Genomic DNA, 22494 nt, shown 5'->3' with positions numbered 1-22494 from the left:
TCAGCATTCAGCATTCAGCAGTCAGCTTTGAAGCTAATAAGTTACTTAAGATTAGCAATTAATAACCTTTTTTTCATTACTTTTAATTCTACTTGGAGACTAATTTATTATTCCAAGATCATGAATTAATAACTCATAGCTGTTAACGAAGTTCCTCTGAAAGAGGCAAGCTAAAAGCTGATGACTGATAGCTAGTTAATTAGTGGCATTATACGCCATTTGCCAAAAGTCTTTTTCTAGTCTAGCGACATTTAAAAAAGTAGCTTCAGCTTGATTTTGTACTGTTATTGAGGCACTTTGTAATACCTCATTAGTTTGTGCCTCTAGCAGTTTAACATAGTTTGTAAATTCTGGATTTCCCCAACGGTTGGCAAATTCATTATAAGGTAGTGGCATTTCTCCTGGTAATTGCCAACCTTGATTATAAGCTAGTTCAATTTCCCATAATGCAGTTGCTTGTACTGGATATGGCATCTCAGTTATCTTATTCATAAAATCACAATATTCTGTACAAGTTAATTGTTTTTTTGTATTCAAATCTAATTGTCTTTCTGTTGCTTTATCTTTAAACCAATTTAGTTCATCTTGGAGAGCGTTTAGTCCGCTAAGAATTAAATTAAAATGAGTGGTAGGGGCATAAGTTAAAATTCTGCCTACCATCCGAGTAAATTCCACAACAAATAGATAATCTTGTACTAGCCAAGTGTTAAATTGTTGAGCTTTAATAGTACCTAATTTACATTCATTTAAAAATGGATGTACGGTTGCTGCTTGCCATTGTTGAGAGTATTTTTTTAATAGTTCTTGACAGTTCATAAGTTTCAGTAAGGAATAAGGTTTTCGATACTCTATCAAAATATAGCAATATGATTTGAGTTGTGAGATATTGGATATTTTTAGGGAACGGGGAACAGGGAACAGGGAACAGAGAAAAAGAAAAAATTAATATATATGAATATGATAACTTCGTAAGCATTCAGCTATTAGCATTCAGCATTCAGCTTTTTCAAGTAATAACTTGACTTCGGTTAGCTAATGATCTTTATTTTTTCCTGCGGAATGCTGCGCAAACATAATTTTGAATTCTTCTTGGAAACTAATTCCTGCTTATCAGGCAATGAATTAATAGCTAATAGCTGATAGCTGATAGCTGACAGCTGAATGCTTACATAACTTCTATATTCTATACCTTTAAGCAACACCTCAATTCTCACATCTGATTCCTGATTGCTACATAGTAATTCTAAATTGGTTGTGGCAAAATTCCATACTGAAAAAGTTTGGGGAAATCAAATATTTGACCATCTGCAAAAAACTTAAATAGCCACTTAACTACTTTAAAATAACTGCAAAGATGATAAAATTGTCTGATTAAATTTTTTGTTTTTAACCAAATATAGCAATCCTAAATTGGTTGTGGCAAAATTCCATACTGAAAAAGTTTGGGGAAATCGAATATTTGACTTGACCACCAGTAAAAAACCTAAATAGCCACTTAACTACTTTAAAATAACTGCAAAGATGATAGAATTATCTAATTAAATTTTTGGTTTCCAACCAAATATCTTCAACAGGGTTTTGCTCCGAATGCTACGGAGTAAATTTTGTACAATTTATCAATCATTCCTATAATCAATAAATCTTGATTAATTGTCATTAAATATTCTCGATCTGCTTGATAATTATGATATAAAAATCCTAAATTGGTTGTGAAAATTTTTATAACAGTTAATATTAACGAAAAATCTTTAAAATTCTAACTTCTGACTCCTGTAGAGGCGATTCGCGAATCGCCCCTACCAGCAAAAATATTACAACTCAAATAGGATTGCTATAATTTAGCAAACATTTATGAAACTGATATGAAAATCATGAGAAAAGTAGAAGTAGTTAATCATAACCCAATATGGCATGAAAAATTTCAGATAGAAGCACAAAAAATTAATCATATTCTAGGAGAAAATATAATTGCCATACATCATATTGGGAGTACAGCTATACCTCATATTTACGCTAAACCTATTATTGATATATTGGTTGAAGTAAAGAATCTTGTAAAAGTTGATGAGCGAAATTCCTTAATGGAGTCACTAGGTTACAAAGTAATGGGTGAATTTGGTATTGCCGAGCGTCGTTATTTTCGTAAAAATAATCAGGAAGGTACTAGAAGTCATCATGTTCATATTTTTGAAGTTAATTCAAAGCAAATAGAACGACATTTAGCATTTCGGGATTATATGATTTATCATCCTGAAGATGCACATAAATATAGTGAATTAAAGCGGAGTTTAGCACAAAAATACCCTACAGATATTGATAGTTATATGAATGGCAAAGATAGCTTTATTAAAGAAATAGATCGAAAAGCAGCACAATGGCGTTTAAGCATTCAGCAGTCACCCCGTGAGACTATTTATTAGAGAGAAAACCATTAAATAAAACCATAACTAATACTATGACTAAATAGATTTTAACTGTTAAATGCTCATCTCTGAATTATATTCGCTTAATCCTTAAACTATTTCTTCCCAATTTTCTTTTATCTAGCTCCTTTTTTAGATTTATTTGACTAACAATCTCTGATATAGAATCCGGATAATTACTATCGCTAAATCATTGCGACTGGAACGGAGTGGAAGGAAGAAATCTCTTATGTTTAGGAGATTGCTTCCTATCGTCGCAATGACGACTGTTCAACCGGATTTTATATGAACTAACAATCTCTGCTAATTCTAACCATCTTTATGTAGCAATATCTATATTATTTCCCTAAAATTTCTACTTTTTTATGGATTTTTTGAATAAGCAAGAAGCAAAGAGGGATGAATAAATACATTCAATAATGAATAATGAATAATGAATAATGAATAATGAATAATTACCTCTCCTTGAAAATGGATAGGATTGACTAATCATGAAAATTTTTATTTATTATCCCCTTAAAAGGGGAGGCTTTAAACCAAAATTTTTCGGTAATTGTCCTAACCAATTCTTTCTTAGCCATAGTAATTAGGAATTAGATGTGAAATAAACTGTAGGAGTTTGGTTTCCAAATCCCATCTTAAGCTTGGGTTTGGAGACCAAACCCCTACGATAAAATACTACAACTTAAGCGCAGATTGTTATATCTTTTGCCTACAACTGAAATAAAAAAATAGAGAAACCGGGTTTGTATTAAATACCTCACCATCTAACATCTACCCTCGACAAATCCGGTTTCTTAGGTTTCTTAAAAAGTCAAGAATCTATCTCTGCTAATTCTAACCATCTTTATGTAGCAATATCTATATTCTTCTCCTAAAATTTCTACTTTTTCATAGAGTTTTTGAATAAGGAATAAGGCATGAATAAATAAATAAGATATAGTGTTTTTAAATCAGATTTAAATCTAGATTCAGGTTTTTTCTGATAAAAAAAGAATGCTAATTGGGTATCCATTGTCTTGTATTTTTCACTATTTAATCCTGTTTTCTCTTCCTTACTATTGCAAGTTCCCCCAAACTTATTCCTTTTTTAATAGGACTCAGTTTTCACATCTTATTCAGAAACGCTATAGTGGTCAAATGTTCCGGAAAAGCTTAGGAATCTATCTCTGCTAATTCTAACCATCTTTCTGTAGCAATATCTATTTCTTGTCCTAAACTTTCTACCTTTTCATGGAGTTTTTGCACTTCGCTGACCTCTGTTGGAGGTGCATTATAAAGTTCATTTTCTGCCTCAGCTTTTTCAGCTTCTAACTGAGCAATTTTTTTCTCTAAATTCTGATATTCTCGCTTCTCTTTTGATGATAATTTTCTTTGCCCAGTCTTATCACGAGAAACTCTTTCTGCTTTTTGCTGTTTAGACTGAGTTTCCTTTGGTTTTTCCTCAACTTCTACAGATTTTTTTGCTGCTGCTTCTACTTCTTTATAATCTAAATAAAGGGAATAATTTCCCGGATATTGTCGTAAATTTCCTACTCCTTCAAAAGCAAAAATTCTCTCTACAGTTCGGTCGAGAAAATAGCGATCGTGAGAAACTACTATTACACAACCATTAAACTCTTCGAGATATTCTTCCAACACTGCCAAAGTTTGTACATCTAAATCGTTAGTCGGCTCATCTAAAATCAAAACATTAGGGGCACTCATCAATACTTTTAACAGAAATAATCGTCTTTTTTCTCCACCAGAAAGTTTATAGATAGGAGCATATTGTTGATTCCCAGGAAATAGAAATCTTTCCAACATTTGAGAAGCACTAATTTGAGTACCATCTGCAGTTTGAACATACTCTGCCACATCTTTTATATAATCAATTACTCTTTGATTTTCCGTCGCAGCATCAAGCAAATTTTCTGAATGTTGGTCAAAATAACCTATATGTATTGTTGTTCCTATTTCTACTTTGCCAGAATCAGCTTCAACCCTACCTGTGATAATATCCATTAAGGTTGATTTTCCCACACCATTACCACCAATAATTCCTACTCTATCTTCTGGGATAAATTCGTAGGTAAAATCTTTAATCAAGGTTCTACTGTCATAGGATTTAGAAACATTTTCTAGCTCAATAACTTTTTTCCCAATCCTACGACCAGGAGTAGAAATATCCACCTTTCCTAAAGCTTGTTTAAACTCCTTCCCTTCCATTTCTTCTATGCGTTGAATTCTGGCTTTTTGTTTAGTGCTGCGAGCCTTCGGACCTCGTTTCAACCATTCTAATTCTCGACGTAATATGCCTTGATGTTTCCTTTGAGAACTAACTATTGATTCTTCAGCTAAAGCTTTTTTTTCTAAATAGTAGGAATAGTTACCCGAATAAGTGTAAATATCGCCTCGGTCTATTTCCAGAATTTTATTAGTAACTCGGTCGAGAAAATAACGGTCGTGAGTAATTAATAAAATTGCTCCAGAAAAAGTATTTAAGTAACTTTGTAACCATTCTACAGAGATAGCATCTAGATGGTTTGTTGGCTCATCCATTAACAAAACATCAGGTTCAGAAAGTAAGGCTGTCGCTAAAGCAATTCGTTTACGATAACCTCCAGATAAGTTGCTAACTTTAGCATCAAAATCTTGAATTCCTAATTGGCTGAGGATAATTTTTGCCTTAGTTTCTAATTCCCAAGCATTGGTAGAATCCATCTTTTGAGTTAGTTCGGAAAAACGCACCATTAACCGATCGTCTTCTGGATAATGAGCTAATTTTTCTGATAATTCTTCGTACTCTTTTACCAGTGCCATTTGTTCGCCACTATCGGCAAAAACTTGTTCTAAGACAGTGTTATTTTCATCTAAATCTGGTTGTTGAGGCAAATAAATAATCCTCACATTTTGATTGACTAAAATTTGACCGCCGTCTGTAGGTTCTAAACCAGCAATCATTTTTAATAGGGTTGATTTTCCCGAACCGTTTGTACCAATTAAACCTACTTTATCGTTAGGGTCTAAACTGAAATTGGCATCTTTCAAAATTTCTTTAATGCCAAAGTCTTTTTTTACTGATTGAAGTGTGAATATACTCATTTGTTTTAGGGAATAGGGAGTAGGGAGTAGGGAGTAGAAAATAAGAAGAATAACTGTATTTCAGTAACTTGAGAAACACTATAACTAATTAAGCTAAGTTTAGATTATACATCAATTCTAGCTTCAAGCCAATATCGTCAAAAATTGTTTAATATTAAGGATGATTTTTAATATCAGCTAATAGCTGAATATTTAGTGTATCAAAAAGCAATTGCAACGGTTTTAATTTGGATAGAGTAGGGACGTTGCATGCAACGTCCCTACAGAATTATCATTTTCTTAACATAATTCGTTGACCTGAAAACTGCTGTAAATATTGACTGAAATATAGTTATTCTTATGTGGGGGGTTTGGAGACCAAACCCCTACTTATTACAGGATTAATTTTCATTATGAACAGATATTAAAAATTAGTTCAAAAATACAACTTATCAAAATAATTAGGTCGCACCACTCCGCTTTTTAAGGCGAAATGTTTTTGGAGGGTTGCTCAAAATCCCCGTGACAAAAACAACTTCTGTACGTCCCCAATCCGACGGCTCCCCTATCTGACTTCTGACTTCGTTAAGTATTGCTAGTTTCTTGAGGAGGTAATAAGTAAATTATCCCTGAAATTATTGTCAAAGCAACAGAAATCCAAAACATAATTATTGCTATAGTTGCCCAAATTTTAGGTAAAGGAGCAATTAATAAAGCAATGGCAATAATTTGACTTACAGTTTTTAATTTTCCCCAAATATTAGCTCCTGAAATTTTTGTTTGATTAACGCGCCAACCAGCTATTGTTAACTCCCGACCTAAAATTAAAAATACTCCCCAAGCGGGAACTTTGCCTAATTCAATTAATGCTAATAGGGGTGCTAAAACTAATAATTTATCTACTAAAGGATCTAAAAATTTACCTAAGTCGGTGATTTGATTAAGTTTTCGTGCTAAATAACCGTCTAAAAAATCTGTAGCTGAAGCAATTAAAAAGATAACTAAACATATCCAAAGATTCTGATTAGTTGGAGTCTTGAGAGTGTAAAGAATAATAGGTACTCCCAACAGACGAGAAAAAGTAATTGAGTTAGGTATGTTCATAATTTTAAGAAGGAAGAAGGAAGAAGGAAGAAGGAGTAAATATTATTAGTAGATCCCCCCCCCGCCCCCCTTTTTAAGCTATGCTTTATCAACATCTTTCTTAACATAAAACTTGACAAAAAAGACCAGTTATGTATAAGTATTGGAGCGGCTTTTTCAGCAGAAAAGTGTGTTGAATTAGACATTTTTTTGAGAATTGTAGACAAGATTTTTACCCCCCACACTCCCCACACTCCCCACACTCCCCACACTCCCATAAGGGTTTCAGGAGTTCCTTATCAGGGATAGCTTTTTAAGGGGGGAGCCAAGAAAAAGTCCCCCTTAAAAAGGGGGATTTAGGGGGATCTTAAATGTACATCATTTTTATGATAAATGTTATAGCAATCCTAAATTTATTGTAGATATTTGATCTCTAAACCCAAGCAAAAATAGGATTTGCTTTCCAAATCCCTACAGTTTTTTTCACAAGTCATTTAGAATTGCTATATATTAGTATATTCAGGCTATAGTCTTGATTTTAATTGAGTAATATTATGTCAGGATAATCAGTAATAAAAAACTATTTGTTTGTAGTAGGGCTTCAGCCCGATTTATACTTAGGGCTAAAGCCCTACTACGAACTTTAATTATAACTATTCAACCAGATATAATATAATTGCTACAATTATTGAAATTGATTTTATTAGTTAAAATTATAATTATGTCTGTATCAAAAGAAGAAGCAAAAGAATTATTAGAACGTTTGATTTTTGATAAGGAACTTCCTCAAGATTGGGTGCAAGATGTTTGGGGAATGAGTCCTACTTTGGGAGAAACCGCTGCTAAGTTGTTAGATGTTTTTGACGTGTTAATTGCATCTTGTCCAGAGGCTCAATTAAATGATGTATTGCAAACTTTTGAGGCAGAATTATTGGAGGAAGATAAGGATATTTATTAATAATAAGTAGGGACGTTCCATGAAACGCCCCTACAGGAGTTTGAAAAGTTAAAAATTGTATAATTTATGCTCAATTTTTTTGAGCAATAGATTGTGAGTCTGCTGTGGCGATCGCTAAATCAAAATTAGTGGAGCAGGGGAATAATTTATCTGGATTAATATTCAGATTTTCCTGCTCCTAAATTACTTAGTTAATTCTGTAGTTAACTAGAATTAATCCAAGTAGAAATCTGAATCAAGGTCATAAGTATCGTCACTAATATCAGCATTCTCTACTTCACGAAGAAGTAAACCAGTCGCTTTGCTGGCTAGACGACCAGCGTCTGGACCAAATTCTTCTGAGACTACACCTCCTACTAAAGAAGTAGCGGCAAAATTTAATAAAGTAGTAAAGAAATTCATTGTTTTTCCTCAACAAATTGAACTATTGTTTTTTCAGGATACCTGCCTCAATTTATAAGATGAGACTGGTATTAATTAGGTTAAGAGGTAATAAATTTTGTCGATTTTTAATCTATTAAAATTAATCTCGAAATATCTACCTCTGGAATTAAGTCGTCATCATCACTATTTGTTTCATCAACACCAAAAGACTTTTGCTGGAAAAGACTATAACGGTGAAAATGATTGTTTTGAAGATGACTTGGGCTATGGAAAATTTCGCGGTCAAATATCATTTCTGGTGGCATAATACCCCAAAGTATTTTTGACTCAAATTAGAGGTTTTATTTCCCTCATATTTCTATTACATACTGATTATTTGTTCTTGTCTACTGACATATTGGCATTGTCTTTTTTTTCTTCTGTGGTCTTGACAAAGTTAAATGCAAAAAATCAGGATTTATTTCATAGATGAACAAATATTTATTTCTCTATTTTAATGTAAAATAAAGACCTATAGCAACATTGTAGGGTGCGTTTCCGCTAAGAGCGGACATGAAAATACGGCCTAAACTCAGGCTATAAAAAGGATTTATGAATCCGTCGTAACGCACCATTTTAGATATGTCGATCCACTACTTCTCTGATTTTAAATGTCTTACAATTATGTAAACTAAATCTGGCTGAATTTCTTTTCCTTCACTAATTAATTGATGGGCTAAAATTGCTCCTAATTTTCTGATTGGTAGGGGTGGTTGTTTATGTTCATAACGATAAAAATGGCGCAGAGATACGCCTACCATTTCTGCTGCTTTTTCGTTGGTTATGCCAAAACTAACTAATGCCTTGGGATTCAGATATTCGGCTGCCTTGATTTGAGATATTAAGTCTTCTTTGGTTGTAATTTGTTGAGACATTTTGACCTCCTAAAAAACCATAGCATTTCTCTGTTGGATGAAGTACACCTACGATCCCCCTAAATCCCCCTTATAAAGGGGGACTTTGAAGTTTCCCCCTTTTGAAAAAGAGTTTGGAAGTTCCCCCTTTTTTGAGAAGAGTTTGGAAGTTCCCCCTTTTTGAAAAAGAGTTTGGAAATTCCCCCCTTTTTTTCAGAAGAGTTTTCAAGTTCTCCCCTTTTCCAGAAGAGTTTTCAAGTTCTCCCCTTTTTCAGAAGAGTTTTCAAGTTCTCCCCTTTTCCAGAAGAGTTTTCAAGTTCCCCCCTTTTCAAGGGGGGTTAGGGGGGATCGAATATCTGTACCTCACAGATTTAAAGAATTGCTACATGACTTTTTGTCTGTTTGAATTTAATGAGTCAATTAAAACTTAGGGGATATACCCCGAAGCAACAGTTTTGATAGATTCCTGAAAGCCTTGCTATAATTGACAAAACACTAACTTCGGGGAATAAAAGTTTGGGGATTCCCCGAAGTTTCTTTCTCAAGGAAGTTGCAAAAATGCCAAGACAATCTAAAGGACTAAAAGCTAAAGAAAATGCCAAATTTTTATTGGAGGCTTTATTAGCATTTGTTAATCAGGAATTAACAGATTTATCTGGTGTCGAAATAGAAGCAAACTGGCAGGGTAAAGATGCCGATTTATTTGTCAAAACTGAACTGAAATATTTGGCAAATTTGACTGAAAAATACAAAAATGATGGTAAAAATTTGACTACAGACCAAATTAGTGCAGTCCTGAAACAACTGGAAGAATTTTTACAGATTTTGGAAGATAAACGGGAAAAAACTCAGGGTGCAAAAGAATGGAAGTTTGTGCTGAAGTTGTGGAGTACGGATAAGCAAAGAAATTTAGAATTTTTAGAGCAAGAGTGGGAGAAACGAAAATCAAAATCTGGTGGTGAAAAACAAACTAAGTCTGATACAACTATTCCAACTCAAAAATACAATATTCCTGGGGAGGAATGGTTAGACAATAAGGTTTTTGTGGGTAGGGAAAAGGAACTTGCCGAACTCCACGAATTGCTAAAAAATGATCGACGGGTTGCTGTTGCTTCTGTTTCGGGAATGGGGGGTGTGGGTAAAACGGAACTTTCTCGTCGATACGCTCTTGCTCATAAGTCTGCTTACCCTGGTGGTATCTGTTGGTTGGAAGTACCTGCGGAGAATGTGGGTATTCAGATACTCAGGTTTGCTCAGAATAATCTCGGACTTATTCTACCGGAAGATGAAGACTTACTGGGAAGGTTGCGCTACTGTTGGCAATATTGGTCTGGGGGTGAGGCGTTACTTATATATAATGATGTGACTGACTACAAATCTCAGGTTAAGCCTTTTTTACCTCCAGACTCTCGGTTTCGGGTACTGCTGACGACTCGTAAAAGTTTTGGTTCGGCTTTTCGGGAGTTGCGTCTGGATGTTTTGAAACCTTTGGCAGCGATGGAGTTGTTAAAGTCAATATTGGGTAGAGAAAAAGTTTTGCAGGAACCTTGGAAAGCAAGGGAGCTTTTGAAATGGTTGGGTTATTTGCCTCTGGCGATCGAATTGGTGGGGCGGTATTTGGATGAGTATTGGGAATCTTGGAATATGGATAATTCAGCTTTGACAGAAATGCTCCAGTGTTTACAGGGAGAAAGTCTGAAACACGACGCTATGTCAGCTAACGAGTTGATTAATTATCCTCATGGTGTGGCAGAGGCGATCGCTTTGAGTTGGAAGAGCTTCAATAAGAATAAGAAGAAGACTCAAGAAATAGCTTTGAGGTTGGGGTTGTATGCTTTAGCACCTATTCGTTTTCGTTTGTCGTTGTATGGAATAGAAGATTATAAGGAAAAGCAGGTTTGGAAAATTGCTCTTGGGGATTTGCTAAATCTGAATTTACTCAAGGAAGTTGAGTCTGGGGTTTATAGTTTGCATCCTTTGGTGCGGGAATTTTTGCAGATAAAATTGAGAAAATATCCAGACGCGGATGAGTTGAAACGTGGTTTTGTTGTGGCGATGGTGGAGGCGGCGCGGAAAATTCCTGATGACATTACACTGGAGCAAGTTGAGGAGGTTGAAGTTGATATTCCTCATGTTGCAGAAGTAGCAGAAAATTTGACTGAGTATTTGAGTGACGATCATTTAATTACTCCTTTTGTTGGGTTAGGTCGGTTTTATGACGCTCAAGGATTTTACCCAAAGGCACAATCTTGGTATGAGAAGTGTAAAGAAATAGCAGAACAATGTCTAGAAGGCAAGCCTGCTGTTGCAAGTGTCTATATCTATCTCGCAGAATCATACCGTTTCCAAGGAAAATACAATGATGCCGAACCCTTGTACAAACAAGCCATAGAAATTGATGCGGTTGCTGCTTTTGGGTATGATTTGTATTTGTTGGCGGTCGCTAAACTATCGAATGACAAATACTTCAGATTATTCAATTTTTATTTTCATACTTTAATTCAGCAACGCCAAATTGATAAAATAGCTCTGCCAGAAAATCATCTTAACCTTGCCATTGACCTCAATAACCTAGCTTTATTATATAAATCTCAAGGAAAATACAACGATGCCGAATTATTATACAGACAAGCTATAGAAATCAATAAAATAACTTTGCCAGAAAATCATCCTGAACTTGCTCAAGTGCTTAACAACTTAGGAGTTTTATTAAATGTTCAGGGACGTTATGAAGAAGCAGAGTCTCTTTTGGCAGAAGCATTAAGAATGAGAAAGCACCTATTTGGAGAACTACATTTAAATACTGCCGAAACTCTTAACAACTTTGGAGCTTTATACTATGAACAGGGTCGCTACAATAAAGCAAAAACTTTTGATCTCCAAGTCTTAGAAATAAGGAAGCAACTGCTTGGGGAGGCACACCCATCCATTGCCCAAAGTCTTAACAACCTGGCCAACCTATGTGTTAAGCAAGGGTACTATGAAGAAGCAGAGTCTCTACATCTAGAAGCACTGGAAATGAGAAAGTGCTTTCTTGGGGAGGAACATCCAGACATTGCCAACAGCCTCAACTGCATGGGATCTCTATATTGTTTCCAGGGACGTTATGAAGAAGCGGAACCTCTATATCAAGAAGCATTGGAAATGAGAAAGCGCCTGCTTGGAGAGACACATTCATCGGTTAGCACCTGTCTCAACAATTTAGCATTTTTATACTTTCACCAAAAGCTTTACAGTAAAGCAGAAACCTTTTCTTTACAAGCCATAGAAATTGACAAAACTGCGCTGCCTCCTAATCATCCATTCCTTGCCAGAGACCTCAACAACCTGGCAAATTTATATCGTGACCAAGGGCGTTGTACTGAAGCTGAAAATTTGTATTTGCAAGCAATAGAAATTTTTGAACAGAAATTGGGTTCTGAACATTCTCGCACGATTAAGGCGCGAGAAAATCTCGAACTTTGTCGGCAACAACAATAGAGCTAGACACGGATTTTGCCACAGATGCACGGATGATGCCAAATAATTAATCCGTTTATCCGTGCCCGAATCTTTGTCTTGCCCGGATGATGCCAAATAATTAAATAGAGTATATCTGAGCACACCTTTCCCATTGTCTAAATAATAGCACAAATTTATTGAAAATCAACCCTTTACTAAAATTTTTTTGTGGGAAATATGAATAGGAGCGATGGCGTAGCGGTGCGTAGCACTATCGCCTGAACAGAGCAAGACACGAATTTTGCCACAGATGCACGGATAATGCCAAATAATTAATCCGTTTATCCGTGCCCGAATCTCTGTCTAGCCCGGAAGATGCCAAATGATTAATCCGTTTATTCCCGCCCAAATCTTTGTCTAACTACCGATAACTGAAAAAGAGCAATAGCTGATTTTTCCGAGATTGATGTTTTATTCATCTATTGTCCAATAGTTAGGGCTGGCTAATTTAATCTAAAACCATTTACAGGCAAAGGTTTTAGGCTTTTTAGGTAGAAAAAAATCCAGCTTTTCCGCAGATTGATGTTTTATTCATCTATTGTCCAATAGTTAGGATGTGCTAATTAATCAGCAAAGCATTAATATCATGTCTGGATAATCAGTGATATCATGTCCGTTGGTATCGTTTGTGTAAAAGTTGGGTAAATATCTACCTTATGTAAGGTTTTTTCTTCTCTTCTTCCTTCTTCCTTCTTCCTTCTTCCTTACCTTCTCTATACAATACCGATGCTACCGGACATGATATGATAAAAAAGTTTTTGTTTGTAGTTGGGCTTTAGCCGGAACTGTAGATAGGGCTAAAGCCCAACTACAAGCTTTAATTATAACTATTCAACCGGACATGATATAAATTGCCAAATCTTTCTATAGCAGTTTTCATTAATCTGAAAAGCTCTGCAAAGTGAGGATACCAGCTTTTTTATCCACTACCAACCGCCTGTCTTCCAGCCAAGGCAAACCGATTAAAATCTCTGGTATTCCATCACCAACAACAACAGGAAGTTTCATTTCTTGACCGTCAAAACAAACTGCACCTTGGTACAAATTAAAAGTTGCCACTCCCAATGCTGTCCGCCTTTCTTCTTGTTCTTGAAAATGCCATCCCAAGCTTTCTGCATCTTGAGTATCTATTGCCAACCAGTCAGTAAAACCAGTATCTAACAAAGCATCAACTATTATTCTCGAACCGTCTGCAGCTATTAGCTCAATTTCAAAAAATAACTCTCCTTTGTCACCAAAGTATCCTTGAATCATATTTTCCCAACTGCTCCTGTTTCATTGACGCACATTGCCATCAATAAAGCACTAGGGTATTTTTGTTTAGCTTTTTGGCGGGCAACATCCCGATCGCTATCCAGAAAATAATCTCCACTATCGGGTTCGATATAAATAAACCAGTCGTAATGTTCCTTAACTAAGTCTGGATAAACTTGCCAAAAAATTTCCCGACACCGATTGGCAAAAGCTTCATTTTCTGCTTTCTGTCTTGCTATTTCTTCTGGGGAAAGACGGGGGCGATCGCTAAATAGTGACGTACCTCTGGGTACTTTTCTGCGTGTTGTTTGAGTCATATTTAATTATAGAATTTAGAATTAGTCAATTTACCTTTAATTCTAATCTTGTCTGCTCAAAATATCAACTTTTTCAACTTTAGCAACTGAAAAGTCGCATTCGTTTAAAGGAAGAGGGAAGAAGGAAGAAGGAGTAGATAACAATGTGGAAAAAAGCAATCTCTTAAACCTATGAGATTGCTTCCTATCGTCGCAATGACGACTGTTCAACTATAACTTCCTACTCCCCACACTCCCCACACTCCCCACACTCCCCACACTCCCCACACTTCCCGCTCCCCTACTCCCCTACTCCTCTACTCAAACTTTCGCCTTCGCTTCCAAATTTTCTAAACGACTCCTCAATTCCTGATTTTCCTTTTTCATCTTATCTAGTTCGTCACGCAACTGTTTCAGCGCTTTGTCAGAACCAATATTTTTCTGTACCTTCTGTACTGCTTCCTCTGCTCGACGACGCACCCTGCCATCAGGAGTCTGGTCAGCTAAACTCTGCAATATTTCAATTGCTCCAGCAGTTTCCATTTGCGACAAGGCAGCAACTACAGAAACTTGAGTCAAGAAAAACGTTTCCCGTGATAATTCTGTCAGTCGTTGCAAAATTCGTTCCAAATTAACAGGAGACTGAGCAGTAGAAATAGTTCCCAAAACACGAATGGCATTCAAACGTAACGCTTGCGGTACACTAAGAGCAGTGTATTTCAAAATCAGATTCAGAGCAGTTTCAGAAGTCTTCATCTTACCCAAACCTGATATTGCACCCGAACGCACTACCTCATTCCAACCCTTTTTCTCTTTTAATACCCACTTCAACAACTTAATTGCTTTTTCCCCAATGGGTTTTTCATCAGAATTAGCATTGGCAGCAGCAATATCTCCAATACCAGACACAGCAGCAGCTTCCACATAATAACTGGCATCCCCATTTTTCACCAAAGACTTGAGCAACTTATAACTTTTTTGGGTTTTTATCTGTATTAGTGCTTCTACCACAGCACGACGCACGCGAGCATCTTCGTCTTGTAAACCTACAGCTAAACCATCAAAAACTTGGTCTAGTTTAATTTTCCCTAGTTGTTTGGCGACTTCAACCCGCACACCCCAGAAAGGTTCATCTATCAGTGCTTTGGAAAGCACTTTTACAACTTCTAAACCGCCCTTTTTCACCAATGCTTCAGCAGCATAAATACGAGATATGGGGTCTGGGTCAAATTGTAATTGCGCTTTTAGTTCCGCTAATGGATATTCTAATTTCACTGTTTTCAGATAATTATTACCCACATCAAAACTGATGAATTTTGGTTTTTCTGATAGGGGGAAATAGAAAGTTTGTTCTTGTTCGTGTACGCGTACAGTAAAGTTAATTAGTTCTGGTTTTTCTTCTTTCAGATAACCAAAAGCAATAGGAATTTTGAGGTCAAATAATTCTTTGCTTACATCAGCATTTTTGTCTTTTTTAGCTAGGATTTGTGTAACAGTAATTTTTGCTAATTTACTATTACCATCCCAAGCATAATTAACTTTATAATCTGGATGACCGCCGCGAAAAACATATTGATCGAATAAGAATAGTAAGTTCCTTCCAGTTGCCTGTTCAATTGCTCTTAATAGATCGATAGTTTCAACAGTTTGATGAGCATTACTTTGAACAAAATTATGAATAGCTTTATTAAATAATTCAGCTCCTAATTCTGTTTTAATCATGTGATAAACACAAGCACCTTTTTCATAAAGATGGCGGTCATAAAGTTCGATCGCTTCTCGATAAATATTAGTCACAATGGGGCGACGATAACGACCTCTATCCTCAGCAATATAACTTCGAGCTTCCTTCAAAAGATAATAAGCAGCATCATCTTGACCATACTGGTTTTCCGTCCATAATACTTCCGAGTAGGAAGCCATTCCTTCTTTAATCCAAGCATGAGACCAATGTTTAATTACTATCAAATCTCCGAACCATTGATGTGCTAATTCATGAGCAACTAAACTTTCAGAATTACGGTTATCTAAAGCTGCTTTTTCGTCTAATAAACATCTGTCTGTAAGTAAAGTTGTCGAGGTATTTTCCATACCGCCAAAAATAAAATCACTGACGCAAACTTGAGCATATTTAGGATAAGGATATTTATAGCCAAATTCTTGACTAAAAAATTCTATCATTTGAGGAGTTTTACCCATAGTGCGCCGAGCATCATCTTGGCGTTTTTTTTCTACATAATAGGTTACAGGAATACCATTCCATTCATCTTGAATTTCGGCAAACTTACCTACTGCTAAAGTCATTAAATATGTAGGATGAACTTGCTTTTGCATCCAGTGATAAATTTTATCATCTCCACTCTCTTCAGTCTGAATAAGTTCGCCATTAGAAATAGCAACAAATTTATGGGGTACTTTGACACGAATTTCTGAAGTTGATAGTTGACCAGGATAGTCGAAACAGGGAAACCAGAAACGAGAGTCTTCGTCTTCCCCTTGAGTCCAAACTTGCGTAGGTTTGTTTGGGTAATGTTCGTTAGGAGCAATAAAATAAATACCTCGTTGCGGGTTATTGGAACTGTAGGCGATCACTACTTTAATTTGTTCACCTGTTGTAGTGACTGGTTGTAGGTAAATGTCTAATTCGTTGCCATCATAGTCAAAAGTTTGTTCTGTATCGTTGATTTTAACAGAATTAATTTCTAGGTCAACTGCATCAAGAGTTAATTTATCAATGTTACTTCTGACAGGGTTTAAACTAATAGTACAAGTGCCGTGGAAACTTTTGTTAGGAATGTCAAGTTCTAGGTCAAGAAAAATATGCTCTACTTGACCTGGACGGTCAGGGTTATAATGTGGCCTCGCACCTGGTAATTCAAAGGATTTGGAATTATTTTCAGAATCAAAGTAAATATTGGACATTCGGTATAATTATTAATATGTTTTGGACAAAGCAATAGTTCTTGTGATGCTAGTCCTGACAGCGATATTTAGATTATTGTAGAACATTACTATACAATTATCCCAGAAGCTCAATCCTCAATTGGGAGTTAATTTAAGAGACTGTTTGTAAAGGAAATATAAAAAGGATATAGGGAACAGGGAACAGGGAACAGGGAATAGGGAATAGGTATGGAGGGAGGAAGAAATCAAGACAACTATTTGTAAGTTAAAAATCTGGGAATATATGTACCTTTAAACCTCTGGTATCTAGGAAATTTCAATCTCTTGAAGTACTACCGCTTTTAGATTTTAGTCATTATTTGCTCTGTTAAGACTTATTTTACAAACAGTCTCTAAGTAGCAAGGCATAATTAAGCAGGTAAACAAAATAAATTATACATTTGAGAAGCTGAAATTCTTGCTGTGTGAACATCCCTTGTGTAAATAATTCTGTGTAGGTGCTTAAATGTCACTATTTCCCTAGTGACTAGAATGGAGTGGAAGAAATATCAAGAGTTTAAGCTGCATAAACATTTGTTTACACAGTTAAGTTTATTGCTGGCTACCTACTTAACATTTATTAAAAATTAGATTCAATCATATACATAATCGTGAAAAACTCTGTATAACCTGATACTATAAACCAGGATAAACTACTAAAAGTTTAAAATATTATTAACTTACTAATTTATTTTATCTAGGGTTTTAAAGTTTGTGAAGTACAGTTTTTTTTCTTCTTTTCTGCTGTATCTTCCCTCAAACCTATAATTTTGTACGTTACCATTATGAGAATTGTTCTATAACAATATGTTTTTTTGTTAAGACAATAAACTTGTGTTGAAAGAGAACAGGCAACAGAGGGATTTTCTAACCTGAATCACTGCTATATAATTAATATATTCAACAATAAATATCATAATGACTAACCAACAAATCTGTGATTTAAGGATTACTGAAATTTATCATTTCGGTATAAATAAATTACAGCAACTTTATTATTTTAAAGAAGCAGAAGCAATTTGGCAGTTTCTGAATAAATACCCTTTTATCTTGCCAATACTATTAACAGCGCCAGACAAAATTCATCAATATTTTCCAGGTGATCGCTTAGGTTTAAAAGTTCATCTAGACCCTGGTGCAACTGAACATGACGAAGAACTATTCATCATAATTTTTACCAAAATTGAATGCAATGAAGCAGTAGAAAAACTGTGGAAACTTGATGAATATTGGTCACTGCATATTTGTAGAGAAGCTCAACATAAATTGGAGATTCATTTAGGATGAGTTTTAATTGTTCTGAATATTTAGCTTTAGCCAAACAACTAGCTGGAAAAGCTCTGATGAGTGCGAGTGAAGAAGCTCGGTTACGCTCTGCTATTAGTCGCGGTTATTACGCGGCTTTTATTTTGGCAAGAAATTATTTGCGCGATCGTCAAGGTATAACTATTCCTGTACAACAGACTCATCAATTTGTAATTAATCAATTCCGACATAGCTCTGATTTACTTAAGCAAAAAATAGGCAAAGATTTATCCCGTTTAAGATTCAATCGTAACCAAGCAGATTATGATGATAATATTGATAATTTACCCGCTATTACTACAAGAATGCTTAAGTTAGCCGAGCAAGTTATGTCAAATTTAGAAAAACTAGCATCTGTAGAAAAAAGATGATTTTAAATGTATATTAAGTAATTAATAATTAATAATTACCTCTAATTTTTCAGGATTTAATTGATTAAAAGTAACTTTTTTATCCCTAAAAATAGTGGCTTTAAACTTTGGTTTTTCGGGAATAGAAAAGAGAGCAAAATACCAGATATTATTAATATGAAAATCGTTATTAAAAAATTCCCTCGGCAATTATTAAAAAAAATACTAAAATTGTACCCTAATAGCAAATTTTAAGAAAGATAGTTACAGTAAAAAAGGCAATAGGGAGCATCGGTTTTGGGAATATTTCACAACGTAGGAATTTGGTCTCCAAACCCTTACAAAAAATCATAAATTATCATGACTTATTCCTCTATGTTGCCATTTTCTACTAGACTGACACAGAAGATCGAATGTGCATAATTATTATTGGGGTGGGTTCATCTGAATAATTTGTTACACCATTAACTTAACGGGGAACCCGCCTCTACACTTTGCAACATTTTAGGTGTCTCACACTACTACCCATTAAAAAAAAATTGAATGTAGCAATATTTTTGAAACTGAATATAAATCATCTCTAATTTTTTTATGAGTAAATATATGAATGAATTTGAAACCTCTGACTTCTTACTACCTTTACCAGTAATGCCTTCAGCAGAAAATACATTTGCCCATTATACAATAGTTTGTAGGTTACCAGGTGTCATCGAACGAGTCATCAAAGACAATGATTTTCCTCCAGCTATTGTGCAAGAATTAGAATCTTTAGTAGCAGACTTATTTGAAGGATGGGTACGCCCTTTGGCAGAAATTGAAGGGCCAGATTTAGTTGCCTGGGAATCCTATTTAAAACCTTTTGAGGGCAAAAGTTGGTTTGATTTACCATTTTATTTTGCTGAAGCTTATTTCTTCCGACGTTTACTAGAAGCAACCAATTATTTTATACCTGGAATTTGGCAAGGTATAGACCCTTATGGCTATCAAAAACGCTCAAGTTTAGAAAAATCAATGGATGCTATCCGAACAATTAGCAATCGCTTTGCTGCTTTAAACATTGGTTTACCACAACAACAGAGTTATCAAACCTGTATAACTACTCTGCTTCAAACTGCTTTATGGGGTAATCAAGTCGATCTTAGTTTATGGCCACTTGTAGGAGGAGATAATACTCATAGAGACCTTCACCAACAACAAACTCACATTTTAATAGATGATACCTACGATCTACTCAACTATTTAAACAATATTCATGGACAACGCATCGATCTAATTATAGATAACGCAAGTTTTGAATTAGTTTGCGATTTTTTTCTGATAGACTTCCTTTTATCTACTCAGACTGCCAATACTGTTTACCTACATTTAAAAGCACACCCAACTTTTGTATCTGATGCCATGAGTCAGGATGTCTTTTACACTCTAGAAACATTAGCTAATGATATCTCAGAAAATGTCAGAATGTTGGCAACTCGCTTACAAGAATATATTGCTTCTGGTCGTTTAATTTGCCGAGATGACTTTTTTTGGAATGCTCCCCTAGCTTTTTGGGAAATGCCACAGTCTTTAAGGGAGGAGTTAGCTAAAGCTAATTTAGTTTTGATTAAAGGAGATGCTAATTATCGACGCATTCTTGGCGATCGCCACTGGTTATTTACTACACCTTTGTCAGATATTGCTAATTATTTTCCCACACCATTTGTTGCTTTGCGTACCTTGAAGTCAGAAGTAGCAACTGGGTTAGAACCCGATCAAATCGAAATATTAAGTGAACAAGACCCTTTATGGTTAACTAATGGTCAGTGGGGTGTAATTCAGTTTGTAATACCAGAGAAGAGGGAGTAGGGAGATAGGGAGATTGGGAGGTAGGGAGATTGGGAGGTAGGGAGATTGGGAGATGGGGAGATTGGGAGATTGGGGGGATTGGGAGATTGAGGTGTGGATAGAATTATGAGTATACAGAGATTACTTTTAACTTTTGATTTGCAGGTAGTGCTATAGTATCTTCTTAAAAACTTTAAAAACAGACATCCGCTACATCTGCTACTAAATTTATTACTTTGAATGTCATTATTTCCTAATAGTCCAGGTTGAACCAAATTATTGTCCAACCTAAAATGGAAAGCTTAATCACCTAAACAGATAAAAAATGAAACTGGCAGCAAGAGTTGATAAAGTATCACCTTCCCTAACTTTGGCTATCTCAGCTAAAGCAAAAGCAATGAAAGCTGAGGGAATAGATGTCTGTAGTTTTAGTGCCGGGGAACCTGACTTTGATAGCCCAGAACATATTAAAGCAGCAGCTCAAAAGGCGCTAGAAGCAGGCAAAACTAAATATGGCCCAGCAGCAGGAGAGCCTAAACTTAGAGAAGCGATCGCTCATAAGCTCTCTGAGGAAAATGGCCTAAACTACAAAGCGGAAAATATTATTGTCACAAATGGGGGTAAACATTCTTTGTTTAACCTGATGTTGGCATTAATTGAACCAGGGGATGAGGTTATTATTCCGGCACCCTATTGGTTGAGTTATCCTGAGATGGTTAAACTGGCAGGTGGAAAACCAATAATTTTGACCACTGGTGCTGAAACTGGTTATAAAGTTACACCGGAGCAACTGCGTCAAGCTATTACGGATAAAACAAAATTATTTGTGCTTAATTCACCATCTAATCCAACTGGGATGGTTTATCAACCAGCAGAAATTAAAGCATTAGCAGAAGTAATAGTAGAGAAAGATATTTTAGTAGTCTCAGACGAGATTTATGAAAAAATTATTTATGATGATGCCCAACATCTGAGTATTGGTGCGGTTAGCTCAGATATATTTAAAAATACTATTATTAGTAATGGTTTTGCCAAAGCTTATTCAATGACTGGTTGGCGGATAGGATATTTGGCAGCACCTGTAGAATTGATTAACGCCACATTGAAAATTCAAAGTCATAGTACATCGAATGTTTGTACTTTTGCTCAGTATGGAGCGATCGCTGCATTGGAGTCATCTCAAGACTGTGTTGAGAAAATGCGTCAAGCTTTTGCTCAACGGCGAGAGGTAATTTATCGGTTAGTTAATGGTATACCCGGTCTTTCCTGTATTCAACCGGAGGGAGCTTTTTATATGTTTGTTAATATTAGTAAGATTAGTAATAGTTCTCTGGAGTTTTGTAAAGCTTTATTGGAAGAGGCAAATGTGGCTGTTATTCCTGGTATTGCTTTCGGAGCAGACGATCATATTCGGATATCTTATGCTACTGACTTAGCAACTATAGAAAAAGGGATGGCAAGGTTAGATAAATTTGTGCGTTTTTCAACCTAAAGGCGTTTTCGGCTGTCACCGACATGTTTGCGAAGCATTCCGGAGGTAAACGCTGCGCGACATGAAAGGCGGAGCAAGTGCAGCAGCTACATCCCTTGCCTGGCAAAAATTCAAGCTATCGGTCTTATTTCTAAGATTGCTTCGTGAAACTCCGTTCGAGTCGCAATGATTTTTGCCTTTGAGCTATCTCTGGCTAGAGCAAAACTAGGAGCCTATTTTTGTTTGTAGTTTTGTTCTAGCCCCTCAAAATATTCTTCAGGAGATATCTACTGAAAATAAACTTGCCCTTTATTTAGGGTTTGCTGAAAAAAGTATGAGTGGTAAGGGTAGGAGTCAGGAGTCAAGACTCAGGAGTCAGGAGGAATAGGAATTATAGAGGAGGTAGGAGTCAGAATTTGCCCTTGGTTTTTCTGCCGTTGTCTGCCTTTTATCCTAACTTTTTGAGTTCGATCAAGGGAAAAGCTCGTACTTTTTTAGATTCAAAAAAGCTAAAACCTTTATATTTCAATGCTTTTATGATTATTCAGCAAGCCCTATTTAGAATAAGCTAGAGTTGTCATTTCAGTTATCAGTTAGTCTCCTGTCGGAGGAACTGCGTTAACAGTTGTAAAAGTTCTGAGCAAAATCATTTTTCGTACCTTTTTCCTAAAAATATCTTCCCTGTTCCCTATTCCCTGTTCCCTGTTCCCTGTTCCCTGTTCCCTGTTCCCTGTTCCCTGTTCCCT

At 35.7% G+C, this 22494-nt stretch carries 16 protein-coding genes and 1 pseudogene; 8 read left to right on the top strand and 9 right to left on the bottom strand.

The genetic code is table 11. From position 1 onward, the window contains the following. Positions 1 to 195 precede the first annotated feature (195 nt). On the bottom strand, positions 196 to 816 hold the full coding sequence (locus tag ACP6PM_RS18685; protein ID WP_426587229.1) for a thiaminase II/PqqC family protein: 621 nt from the start codon (positions 814 to 816) through the stop codon (positions 196 to 198). 589 nt (positions 817 to 1405) lie between these two features. Beyond that, positions 1406 to 1699, bottom strand: a pseudogene (locus ACP6PM_RS18680) (IS630 family transposase); the annotation flags it as partial. Positions 1700 to 1862: 163 nt separating this feature from the next. Between ACP6PM_RS18680 and ACP6PM_RS18675 the strand changes: the two are divergent. Then, positions 1863 to 2420, top strand: a complete 558-nt coding sequence (locus tag ACP6PM_RS18675; protein WP_426587227.1) for a GrpB family protein — start codon at positions 1863 to 1865, stop codon at positions 2418 to 2420. A 1158-nt stretch (positions 2421 to 3578) separates the two neighbouring features. On the opposite strand, the gene ACP6PM_RS18670 is transcribed toward ACP6PM_RS18675, so the two are convergent. Together ACP6PM_RS18670 and pgsA are read right to left on the bottom strand one after the other, a co-directional pair. After that, entirely contained in the window at positions 3579 to 5507 is a 1929-nt protein-coding gene (locus ACP6PM_RS18670) for an ABC-F family ATP-binding cassette domain-containing protein (RefSeq protein WP_426587225.1), read from the bottom strand. A 564-nt stretch (positions 5508 to 6071) separates the two neighbouring features. Next, positions 6072 to 6590, bottom strand: a complete 519-nt coding sequence (gene pgsA, locus ACP6PM_RS18665) for a CDP-diacylglycerol--glycerol-3-phosphate 3-phosphatidyltransferase (protein WP_426587223.1) — start codon at positions 6588 to 6590, stop codon at positions 6072 to 6074. 700 nt (positions 6591 to 7290) lie between these two features. Here pgsA and ACP6PM_RS18660 point away from each other — a divergent pair. Beyond that, on the top strand, positions 7291 to 7527 hold the full coding sequence (locus ACP6PM_RS18660; RefSeq protein ID WP_426587221.1) for a hypothetical protein: 237 nt from the start codon (positions 7291 to 7293) through the stop codon (positions 7525 to 7527). Positions 7528 to 7740: 213 nt separating this feature from the next. Here ACP6PM_RS18660 and ACP6PM_RS18655 read toward each other — a convergent pair whose 3' ends face one another. Then, a complete protein-coding gene (locus ACP6PM_RS18655; protein ID WP_426587220.1) occupies positions 7741 to 7929 on the bottom strand; it encodes a hypothetical protein in 189 nt (62 codons plus the stop codon). A gap of 97 nt (positions 7930 to 8026) precedes the next feature. On the opposite strand from ACP6PM_RS18655, the gene ACP6PM_RS18650 reads away from it, so the two are divergent. Next, entirely contained in the window at positions 8027 to 8218 is a 192-nt protein-coding gene (locus ACP6PM_RS18650) for a hypothetical protein (protein ID WP_426587218.1), read from the top strand. Positions 8219 to 8543: 325 nt separating this feature from the next. On the opposite strand, the gene ACP6PM_RS18645 is transcribed toward ACP6PM_RS18650, so the two are convergent. Further along, a complete protein-coding gene (locus tag ACP6PM_RS18645; RefSeq protein ID WP_426587216.1) occupies positions 8544 to 8825 on the bottom strand; it encodes a hypothetical protein in 282 nt (93 codons plus the stop codon). Positions 8826 to 9362: 537 nt separating this feature from the next. Here ACP6PM_RS18645 and ACP6PM_RS18640 point away from each other — a divergent pair. Next, the gene (locus tag ACP6PM_RS18640; RefSeq protein ID WP_426587214.1) at positions 9363 to 12284 is read left to right on the top strand and encodes a tetratricopeptide repeat protein; all 2922 of its coding nucleotides are present in this window, start codon (positions 9363 to 9365) and stop codon (positions 12282 to 12284) included. Positions 12285 to 13184: 900 nt separating this feature from the next. On the opposite strand, the gene ACP6PM_RS18635 is transcribed toward ACP6PM_RS18640, so the two are convergent. From ACP6PM_RS18635 to ACP6PM_RS18625, 3 genes are all read right to left on the bottom strand, one after another. Then, positions 13185 to 13559 carry an aspartyl protease gene (locus tag ACP6PM_RS18635; protein ID WP_426587212.1) on the bottom strand — a complete coding sequence of 125 codons (375 nt, stop codon included), beginning with the start codon at positions 13557 to 13559 and terminating at the stop codon, positions 13185 to 13187. Beyond that, entirely contained in the window at positions 13556 to 13876 is a 321-nt protein-coding gene (locus ACP6PM_RS18630) for a hypothetical protein (RefSeq protein WP_426587210.1), read from the bottom strand. The genes ACP6PM_RS18635 and ACP6PM_RS18630 overlap by 4 nt, the downstream gene beginning before the upstream one ends. A gap of 300 nt (positions 13877 to 14176) precedes the next feature. Continuing rightward, a complete protein-coding gene (locus ACP6PM_RS18625) occupies positions 14177 to 16777 on the bottom strand; it encodes a M1 family aminopeptidase (RefSeq protein ID WP_426587208.1) in 2601 nt (866 codons plus the stop codon). Between the two features lie 939 nt (positions 16778 to 17716). On the opposite strand from ACP6PM_RS18625, the gene ACP6PM_RS18620 reads away from it, so the two are divergent. The 4 genes from ACP6PM_RS18620 to ACP6PM_RS18605 all read left to right on the top strand — a co-directional run bounded on the left by ACP6PM_RS18620 (position 17717) and on the right by ACP6PM_RS18605 (position 21769). After that, positions 17717 to 18085: a hypothetical protein gene (locus ACP6PM_RS18620; protein ID WP_426587206.1), complete on the top strand. Its 369-nt coding sequence runs from the start codon at positions 17717 to 17719 to the stop codon at positions 18083 to 18085. After that, positions 18082 to 18474 carry a hypothetical protein gene (locus ACP6PM_RS18615; RefSeq protein ID WP_426587204.1) on the top strand — a complete coding sequence of 131 codons (393 nt, stop codon included), beginning with the start codon at positions 18082 to 18084 and terminating at the stop codon, positions 18472 to 18474. The genes ACP6PM_RS18620 and ACP6PM_RS18615 overlap by 4 nt, the downstream gene beginning before the upstream one ends. Before the next feature lie 582 nt (positions 18475 to 19056). Further along, complete coding sequence (locus ACP6PM_RS18610; RefSeq protein WP_426587202.1) at positions 19057 to 20298, top strand: damage-control phosphatase ARMT1 family protein; 1242 nt, start codon at positions 19057 to 19059, stop codon at positions 20296 to 20298. 304 nt (positions 20299 to 20602) lie between these two features. After that, positions 20603 to 21769 carry a pyridoxal phosphate-dependent aminotransferase gene (locus ACP6PM_RS18605; RefSeq protein ID WP_426587200.1) on the top strand — a complete coding sequence of 389 codons (1167 nt, stop codon included), beginning with the start codon at positions 20603 to 20605 and terminating at the stop codon, positions 21767 to 21769. Positions 21770 to 22494: the final 725 nt, after the last annotated feature.

Source organism: Dapis brunnea BLCC-M229 (assembly GCF_050015995.1).
Classification (GTDB): Bacteria; Cyanobacteriota; Cyanobacteriia; order Cyanobacteriales; family Microcoleaceae; genus Trichodesmium.
This window is presented reverse-complemented; position numbering and strand designations above follow the sequence as displayed.